Consider the following 8,541-nt stretch of genomic DNA (forward strand, 5'->3'; position numbering starts at 1 on the left):
CCGGATCACAGAGATTCGAGCGAATTCCATGATCGGATTTGAAGTAGCGCTCGACGGCATATTGTTAGCCTATTCGCTGGTCACACTAGGGCTAGTTGAGTTCTAACGCTCAACTAGCACCACGGGTATATAGGTGAATGATTATCGTTGTCGTAATGTAATATTAATTAGTTGAAAAACCAAGTTTGATTTATATAGCACCACGGGTTTTATGTTAGTAAATTTGCTCAAGTACAGATACGTAGGGAATTATCAATCAGAACTTTAATCTCTTTTGTTCTTTTCATTTAAAATTTTATCTATTTTTTCAGTTAATCTAGAGCTATCTATAGCTCTTCTAACTGCTGTTTCAATTATTACATATAAAATTAACCCTGAAAGAAGACACCAAAATATTAGTAACCCCAAAGATACTTTCACAATCTTCCCCCCAAAACAGATGTTTATCATATTATAACACATAGTTATATTTTTCCTCTTAATAAAACATATCCTACTTTTTGTCTATTTTATTCTAAATTTTATAAATTTTCATTTATTTTTATCTATTTATGAGTTATTATTAAAGTGTAAAAAAAATACAAAGGAGCATTCCTGTTAGAAGTTTTTTCGGGGACTTGAATAAAAAAAGCCCTCTTGGTATGTGAACATATCCCTGTCAAGTAGACAGTGTGAAAAATACCCACCTTCTTCAGCTGCTTGTTAGGATAGTGGAATGAGGAAACGTTGTCAAGGAAAGCACTTGACAACGTCTCCTTCATTCCACTTCATCGTTGGCAAGCTGAAGAAGGAGACATTCTCAGCCGTTCGTCTGCTAGGCTGCTTGGGCAATTCGGTATTCCACTGGGCTGAGGTAGTCTAGTTTTTTCTGGCACCGTTCATAATTATAAAAATACATGTACTGATCGATCGCCTCGATCATTTCCTCTTCCGTTTCAAAGGTGGGAAGGTCCACCATTTCCGATTTCAAATGCCCGAAAAAATTTTCCATGCAGGCATTGTCTAAACAGTTTCCTCTTCTGGACATACTAGGAATGATATGATGAGCCTTCAGCAGTTGATGGTACTGGCGGGATGTGTACTGGGAGCCTTGATCGCTATGGAGAAGGACTCCTCGCGCATCCCGTTTTTTGATGGCATCCTTGACAGTTTCGATCACCAATTTTAAGTCATTCGAACGACTGATGCGATACGCAATGATTTCATTGTTGTACAGATCTTTAATAGCAGACAGATACAAATAGGTTCCTTGAAATGGCACATAGGTAATATCCGTCACCCATTTTTGGTTGGCTGCAGTGGCCACAAAATCACGGTTTAACACGTTCGACGCTACGATATTCTCCTTTCCCGCTTTATACTTCGGCTTTTTTCGACGGATTTTGGCCTGAACCCCCAACTCTTTCATCAGTCGGTACACTCGCTTATGATTCACGGTCTTCCCATAATTTCGTTTTATCCATGCCTTCACGCGGTAGTATCCATAGATCCCATTGACCTTTTGATGGCATTCGAGGATCATTTGTTTGATTTGTTCATTTTCCTTTTGCTTCTCTGTGACGATTCCCTGCCGGTTCATCCATCGATAGTATCCACTTCTTGACACACCGGCCAGTTGGCATAGCCAGGCAATCGGATAGGTGTTGGATAACTCCTGAATGATCGAGAACCACTCTTTCGGTTTCACCTCCTTGCCAGCTCTCGTAACTTTTTTAAATAATCATTCTCTGCTTTCAGTCTTCGATTCTCTTCCTCTAAACTGCACTCTTTTTTTCGAGGCCTTCCCTTGAATGGAGACTTGGATGTCCCGCGCCGTTCTTCGAGCCCTTTTAGACCATGTTCATGGTAACGTTTTACCCAAAGTCTGATCGTTTTCGTGCAGGGAATCCCTAACTCTTGGCATATCCGCTTATATCCCCATCCTTCTTCGATGTACATCTGGACAGCCCTCCATTTAAACTCCACGGAATAAGTGGTCTTCCCTTTCGGTGTTTGCTTGGTCTCGAACATAAACAAATCCCTCCAGTGTTTTTACTGACAGTATGGGCATTTTCCCAACTGTCTACACTAGAGGGATAATATCATATGATTCGGGGGTGTCAATCGGATGAATTGACCCCTAATTTGGATACCAAGGAGGACTATACATGAATTCTATCTCAAACAAGAAGATTAATCAAGTCACCGATCAAACGCTCGTCGTTGGCATGGATATCGCGAAAAAGAAGCATTATGCCTGCTTTGTGGATGAGCGAGGGAGGGTGTTAAAAAAGTCGTTTCCCGTTCCGCAATCTAGAGAAGGATTGGAATGGTTGTACCAGTGCATCGTGGAAGCCATGAAGGAATTTGGAAAAACCGAGGTGATCGTTGGCATCGAGCCAACGGGACATTATTGGCTGAATCTCGCCTATTTTCTTGATGAGAAAGGCATCCCTCTCGTCATGACAAACCCGATGCACGTGAAGCGATCCAAAGAGCTGGACGACAATCTTCCAACCAAGCACGATGCGAAAGACGCGCTCGTCATTGCCCGGTTAGTGAAAGACGGCCGATTCAGCTATCCGCGTATTCTGAAAGGGATGGAGGCGGAGCTGCGCGCAGGGGCGACGTTTCGCTCCAAATTGGTGGAAGAACAGGGAGCGATTCGAAATCAAATGATTCGCTGGCTTGATCGATATTTTCCGGAGTTTTCCCAAGTCTTCCCGTCATTTGGGAAAATGGCGCTCGCGGTGCTGGAATATACGCCATTTCCGAGTGATCTGGCAGGAAAAGAGCTAGAAGAGGTGCTGGCCCTTTACCGGCAAAGTGAGGGATTACAATCGCCACAAAAACCGAAAGCGAAGAAGTTGATGGAATTGGCCCAACATTCCATTGGCGTAACGGAAGGACAACAGATGGCCCGTATCGAAATTGCCACGCTTGTCCGCCGGTACCGCCAACTGGAAGAAGAAATCGAGGCACTGACAGAGCAGCTGATCGAACTCGTACAGACATCGGTCGAGTACGAATGGTTGAAGACCGTTCCGGGCTTAGGCGATGCGACCATCGTAGAACTGTTATCAGAGATCGGGAGTTTCTCCCATTATCAGGATCCGCGGCAGCTTATCAAATTAGCGGGCCTGACGCTGCGGGAACATTCCTCCGGCCAACACAAAGGGCAAAAACGGATCTCGAAGCGTGGAAGAAGGCGGTTGCGCGCCCTTCTGTTCCGGGTGATGATGCCGATGATCCGCCACAACGAAGCGTTTCGGCAGCTGCACGACTATTACACGACACGTCCTGATAATCCGTTGCGGAAGAAGCAATCCATTGTAGTGTTATGCGGAAAATTACTGAAGGTACTGCATGCGGTGTGTACGAAACGACAGGCGTTTGACGTGAAGCGAATGATGCAGGACATCTTTGGCCTCGAAACGGCTGCTTGATGCCTATAGTCTCGATTCTCTAGACAACAAGGATGACACGGAGAGAAGCTGGCGCGATATCATCCATTCGACCTTGAGTCCCTAAAGGAGCTTAGCCGGCCTCTGCCTGATGACTAGACCGAACGAAGGAATGTAGGCACAAGGATGCCAAGAGACATGGGAGGGTTCGTCATCATCAGCGATGCAGAGATCCACGGTGCATCCCATACGCTTCCCCCACTACAACCAAATTTAACCAGTAGTGGCCGCGAAGCGTACCCAGTCAATGTAAGATATACACATATTTAAGAAATAATGTTAGAAACTTTGTCGAAAAATATTTTTTTGACACCCCTGAAACGGCTACAACCGTTGATATATCAACATTTATAGAGGGAGGTAATACCCTATGTTTGTTTTTTTATCTTCTCTTCGATGTGCTTGTAATCAATAATACGAATTTTGTCAAAATCGATTTCAAGTGTTATTATATCAATTCCGTAAGGAGGGTTGTGAGCCCCTTTAAATGTTTCTACACGAATTTTGAGTAAGAATTTATAACGACTCCCGGGTTCTAAATTTTTAATCTCTAATATTTTAGGCTTCCACCACTGAATTCCAGACGGTTTTCCATAATAATCCTGTACTGCTTTGGTTATATAAGGCGTTAAGAAGTAAATTGAAAGGTCCTCTAAATCATTTTTATTAACCACTAATGCAGTTGTTGACTCTGTTTCATAAATTTTTGATTTGGCGACAATTTTAGTCCCGACACCATACATTCCGAATAATATTATCAAAAAGAGGGACATTACTCCTATAAGTTTCCTGTTCATATTTGAATTCCTCCTTTTATTATCGTGATCAAACTATATTTTGCAGATATTAAGTCAAAATAATTCATGAAATTTCCGATTAAAATGGTTTATTTTATGGGCGGAGGGCTTGTTCAAATTATAATGGTAGTGATGAGTGGCTATTGCTAATGGCGACCATACATGGCATTTCTGGGGCTCTACTCTTGTAATTCAATTACGGGAGTTTGGTAAACCATGAAATCACATTGGTAGGGTCTGAAAAATACACTGAAGTATATTCAAGTCTTTACTATAATTCAACCTTTGTAATTAGATGGGCGGAAAATATTATGAGCTCGGCTATATTGGGATCATATGTTGGATGTTCCAAATTAAGGAACAAACATATGGTTCTGTAAGTAGTTGGCAAACGCTACTCAAAACGAACGATAGGTTTGATATCAACGCAAACGGCAGGTGTCGGAACTCTATTCGAAATTAATGATCTGTTATTAACAATTTTCAACACACGAGTGTTGATTATCCAAAATTAGACATACGCCTTCCATAAATTTGGGCATACTCAAACAAAGCAGCGGCCATCCCGGATTTCCAATCGAGAGGAAGCTGCCCAGAGAAAAAACGGCGAACAAACGAAATGAAGGAAAGAGAGACGTTCGTCCGTTTTTTGGTTTGATCATACAGCCATCGCAGCAACACATACGCGATGAACGCCCCAAACAGCTGATTGTATACCGCATTTTCCGTCGTGCCAAACAAGATCGGGACATTCAGATATTGCTTCACCCAACGGAAAAAGACTTCAACGGTCCAACGTTGTTGGTACATGTCGGCAATGGTTTCCGCAGACGCATGGAAGAGGTTCGTCACGACCCGAATGTCGCGGCCATTTGCATCTCGAAAGATCACTACCCGGTGACGCTTGGTCGATCGGCATTGTTTCGTCCCCAACTGGCACGTGAAGTCGGCTTGAACCGATGAGGATGTGCTGGAAAGGCGTTTCAAGCTTTTTTTCTGATGAAGTTCGATGTTGTCCTTCATCCGAATGACAAAGAACTGATGCTGCTCTACAAATCGATCGAGGCGTTCGATTTTGAAATACGCCCGGTCTTCCACGAGCACTTGTTGAGCGTTCGTCAACTGTTCTCCCACTGGGCCATCGTGACGCAGTCCGGTCGTTTCCACCACGTCTGCCGGCAGCGAGGATTCCGGCGAATACGCGACGTGCAGCTTCACTCCGGCGCGTTCGCCGTGATACGGAGCCCATGGGAGGTGGTTTTTCCCGACCGTGACCGTCGTCGAATCCACCACCCGAAGCGGTTTGGGAAACCGAAGCGAACGGCGGGTTTGGCGGTTGCACTTGGAAATGATCAACGCCAACAAGCGTTTCATGATGTCATAGGGAACTTCTTTCGCTTTCTTGGATACTGTGGAATAATGGAATCGCGGCAATCCATACAGAGGCCCCACATCGGCTCCATGGCGAAAGCTTTTCCATTGATGCATGGCGGCCAGCAGGAAGAAGTGAATCAACTCGCGCAACGGAAAGGTTCGAGACGAATCACGATCCCCAACCGCTTCGGCAATCCGTTGAATCTCTTCATCCGAAACAAGTTTTTGCATCAAATTCGGGAGTGTGGTATGCTTGTTCATAGAGAGCACCTCCTGGGTTTGTTTGTGTCGTTACTCACATTCTACAGGAAAGGTGCTCTTTTTTCTATACCCTTTGGATTTTATTGGATAATCAACACGCCTGACATTATTTCAATTTTAACATTATACATTTTTTAATAATTTACTGGCTATTTCAATAAACTCTTTACCATCTTCGTATGGAAAATATCGCATACTATTTTCATGCACTAGTTCCTCTATTTTTTTCCATGTCTCAATATCTTTATTATTATATATTTGTTCTAACTTTTGAATTTCCTGTTTCAGCGCCTTTGGTACCCATTTAGGTTCTTCATTAAGAAACTCTAAAAATTTATCTTCTAATCTTGCGTCGAAAAAAGTCTGATTATAATATGAATCAAAAAAATACTGGAGGGTTTCAAACTCTTTTCTTATATCCATCTCTTACACCTCTTATTACTTATTTATATTTAGGGTAACTAGTTACAATAATAAATCCATATTGAGATTTAGAATCCTTTTTCAACTGAATAAATGCCGTATCCAAGTTAGTTTTTAATGCTGTTCCTCCACTTTTATACCCTTTTCCAATAGCATAACCCATTTCATGATTTAAATTAAGTGTATTTTTAGAGTTGGAATCTAATAACCACTCTGATATTTTAGTTGCATTCTGAGATAATGCACTTTTTATCACTTTAATTGCGGTACTTTGATTAGTGTAAGATGTAACATCTACTTTTTGTTGTGCTGCTCTTTTAACCATTTCTGAATCAGATAATGATATATGTTTTGATATAGTATGTCCTCCTACTTTTTCTGAGTATAATAAAAGATCTGGTACACTAATCTCCCTAATATTTTTTGATATATGACTTATTACAGCATCATCAATTTTATCTGTTCCTTTTCTTACCGTCGATTTGATTACATCGACTGCTTTCCCAATATTTTTTAAGTCTTTTAAGTCTCCAATAACAGGTATGAATGCAAATAATGCTAATCCAACTTCTTTAGCAGTAGCATTAGGATTAAATAAAGTATTGACAAGATTATATGCGTCTTTAAATTGACCAACAACAGGAACAAAATCGGTGACCGCATCCATTAGTGACTTAGCTAATTCCTGTTTCTTCTTTTCCTCTGCCTCTTTTTGAAGTCTTTGTGCTTCTTTAGATATATCAACTGTTACGCCCTTATTAGCTTTTGATGAGATATAAGACTTTAGACTTCTATAAGTTTGCGCCCCAGCTATACCATCAACAGATATACCAACTAATTTTTGAAAACTTCTTACAGCTCCCTCTGTCTCGGAACCATATACACCATCCACTTTAACATTATATCCTGCCGAATTTAACATTCTTTGTAATTCCTTTACATCTTCTCCTTTGCTTCCTTCTCTAAGCGTCTGACCTGTCCAATGATCATTGCTGCTTGATGAGTTTGATCGGGACACTGTTGTTTGTGTTCTGACATACTTTTGCAGAGCTTGGTACGTTTGTTTCCCCGCAATTCCATCGGCCGTGATTCCAACCTTCTTCTGAAATTCCTTCACAGCCTTCTCTGTATTTGCTCCGTAAACTCCATCAATTCCCCCGGGATTAAATCCGGCTTTATAAAGCCAAGATTGCAATGTCTTCACATAATCATTTCGATCACCTCTTTTCAGCGTTTGCCCACTCCATAGATAATTTGTATAATTTGATGGATAATAGATGATTCTGCTAGCCCCATCTACAACGTACATCATTAGCCCCCCATTTCAAAGCTTTATCCATTCATTCCGATATTAACTGTTTTTGATCGAAAATATTGTCGAAATTTTGTATTAAAACAAAAAAATATTCGCAGTACTATATACATGCTCATTGAAAAGTTAACCTTCGCATAAGCGGTGCCCACTCCGGTTATACTGCTCCTAAGGAAAAGTATGGAAAAGGAGCGGAATTCTGCATGAAACGTCTCAAAATCACCAACGATCACGGATGGACACCTCGGACACTTCGCAAACAGGAACGGAAAATCAAAAACACCCTTCTTCGCCAACGTGTGATGGCCGTCCGCCTGGTCATGGAAGGCTATTTGGGCAAAGAGGTGGCCTCCATGGTCAACGTGTGCCGACAAACTGTTTCCCATTATGTGTCGCTGTTCAACGAAGGCGGTCTGGAGCTCTTGCTTCATCGGGATTTCGCCCCCGGGCGGGAGCCGTTTCTCACCGAAGAACAGCAGGAAGAGATCAAACAGCTTGTGTTGGCCACCACTCCCGTAGAACTGGGCTGGGACGTCGCTTCGGCGTGGAACACCAAACTCCTGCAATCCTATGTCGAAAAGCACTTCGGTGTTTGCATTTCCCGCGAAGCGTTGCGAAAACTCCTGCACCGCAAAGGGCTGTCGTGGACACGGCCGACCTACACATTGGCCAAAGGCGATCCGGATCGACAAAAGAATTTTGAGAAAACCCGTGGTGCTAGTTGAGCGTCAGCGCTCAACTAGCCCTAGTGTGACCAGGGAATACGCCAACAAGATGCCATCGAGTGCCACTTCAAACCCGGTAATGGAATTCGCTCGAATGTCGGTGATCCGGTATTGGTCTACGAGAATCGAAAACACCGTCTCGATGACTTTGCGTTTTTTCCTGATCCATTCTTCCCATGCCTTGGATGGGCCGTGCTTTTGATTGT

General features: G+C 42.6%; 8 protein-coding genes and 3 pseudogenes. 3 read left to right on the plus strand and 8 right to left on the minus strand.

The genetic code is table 11. From position 1 onward, the window contains the following. Positions 1-106 (plus strand): annotated as a pseudogene (locus tag ACVBDQ_RS17160) (IS982 family transposase); the annotation flags it as partial. Positions 107-264: 158 nt separating this feature from the next. On the opposite strand, the gene ACVBDQ_RS17165 reads toward ACVBDQ_RS17160, so the two are convergent. The 3 genes and pseudogenes from ACVBDQ_RS17165 to ACVBDQ_RS17175 all read right to left on the minus strand — a co-directional run bounded on the left by ACVBDQ_RS17165 (position 265) and on the right by ACVBDQ_RS17175 (position 2,010). Then, on the minus strand, positions 265-420 hold the full coding sequence (locus tag ACVBDQ_RS17165) for a hypothetical protein (protein WP_155116435.1): 156 nt from the start codon (positions 418-420) through the stop codon (positions 265-267). A 394-nt stretch (positions 421-814) separates the two neighbouring features. Continuing rightward, positions 815-1,705, minus strand: a pseudogene (locus ACVBDQ_RS17170) (IS3 family transposase); the annotation flags it as partial. Beyond that, entirely contained in the window at positions 1,684-2,010 is a 327-nt protein-coding gene (locus ACVBDQ_RS17175) for a transposase (protein WP_011229672.1), read from the minus strand. The pseudogene ACVBDQ_RS17170 and the gene ACVBDQ_RS17175, both read right to left, overlap by 22 nt. A 137-nt stretch (positions 2,011-2,147) precedes the next feature. Between ACVBDQ_RS17175 and ACVBDQ_RS17180 the strand changes: the two genes are divergently transcribed. Further along, the gene (locus ACVBDQ_RS17180; RefSeq protein ID WP_050368180.1) at positions 2,148-3,425 is read left to right on the plus strand and encodes an IS110 family transposase; all 1,278 of its coding nucleotides are present in this window, start codon (positions 2,148-2,150) and stop codon (positions 3,423-3,425) included. Positions 3,426-3,811: 386 nt separating this feature from the next. Here ACVBDQ_RS17180 and ACVBDQ_RS17185 read toward each other — a convergent pair whose 3' ends face one another. The 4 genes from ACVBDQ_RS17185 to ACVBDQ_RS17200 form a co-directional block, all read right to left on the minus strand. Further along, on the minus strand, positions 3,812-4,240 hold the full coding sequence (locus ACVBDQ_RS17185; protein ID WP_011230515.1) for a DUF3888 domain-containing protein: 429 nt from the start codon (positions 4,238-4,240) through the stop codon (positions 3,812-3,814). Positions 4,241-4,741: 501 nt separating this feature from the next. Beyond that, a complete protein-coding gene (locus ACVBDQ_RS17190) occupies positions 4,742-5,875 on the minus strand; it encodes an IS4 family transposase (protein WP_050368179.1) in 1,134 nt (377 codons plus the stop codon). 123 nt (positions 5,876-5,998) lie between these two features. Further along, positions 5,999-6,298 carry a hypothetical protein gene (locus ACVBDQ_RS17195; protein ID WP_050368178.1) on the minus strand — a complete coding sequence of 100 codons (300 nt, stop codon included), beginning with the start codon at positions 6,296-6,298 and terminating at the stop codon, positions 5,999-6,001. A 19-nt stretch (positions 6,299-6,317) separates the two neighbouring features. Further along, a complete protein-coding gene (locus tag ACVBDQ_RS17200; RefSeq protein ID WP_307895511.1) occupies positions 6,318-7,607 on the minus strand; it encodes a peptidoglycan-binding protein in 1,290 nt (429 codons plus the stop codon). Between the two features lie 206 nt (positions 7,608-7,813). Here ACVBDQ_RS17200 and ACVBDQ_RS17205 point away from each other — a divergent pair, with 206 nt between their 5' ends. Continuing rightward, complete coding sequence (locus tag ACVBDQ_RS17205; protein WP_446663369.1) at positions 7,814-8,335, plus strand: helix-turn-helix domain-containing protein; 522 nt, start codon at positions 7,814-7,816, stop codon at positions 8,333-8,335. Between the two features lie 3 nt (positions 8,336-8,338). Here ACVBDQ_RS17205 and ACVBDQ_RS17210 read toward each other — a convergent pair. After that, positions 8,339-8,541: pseudogene (locus ACVBDQ_RS17210) on the minus strand (IS982 family transposase); the annotation flags it as partial.

It is taken from the genome of Geobacillus sp. CCR (assembly GCF_052906625.1).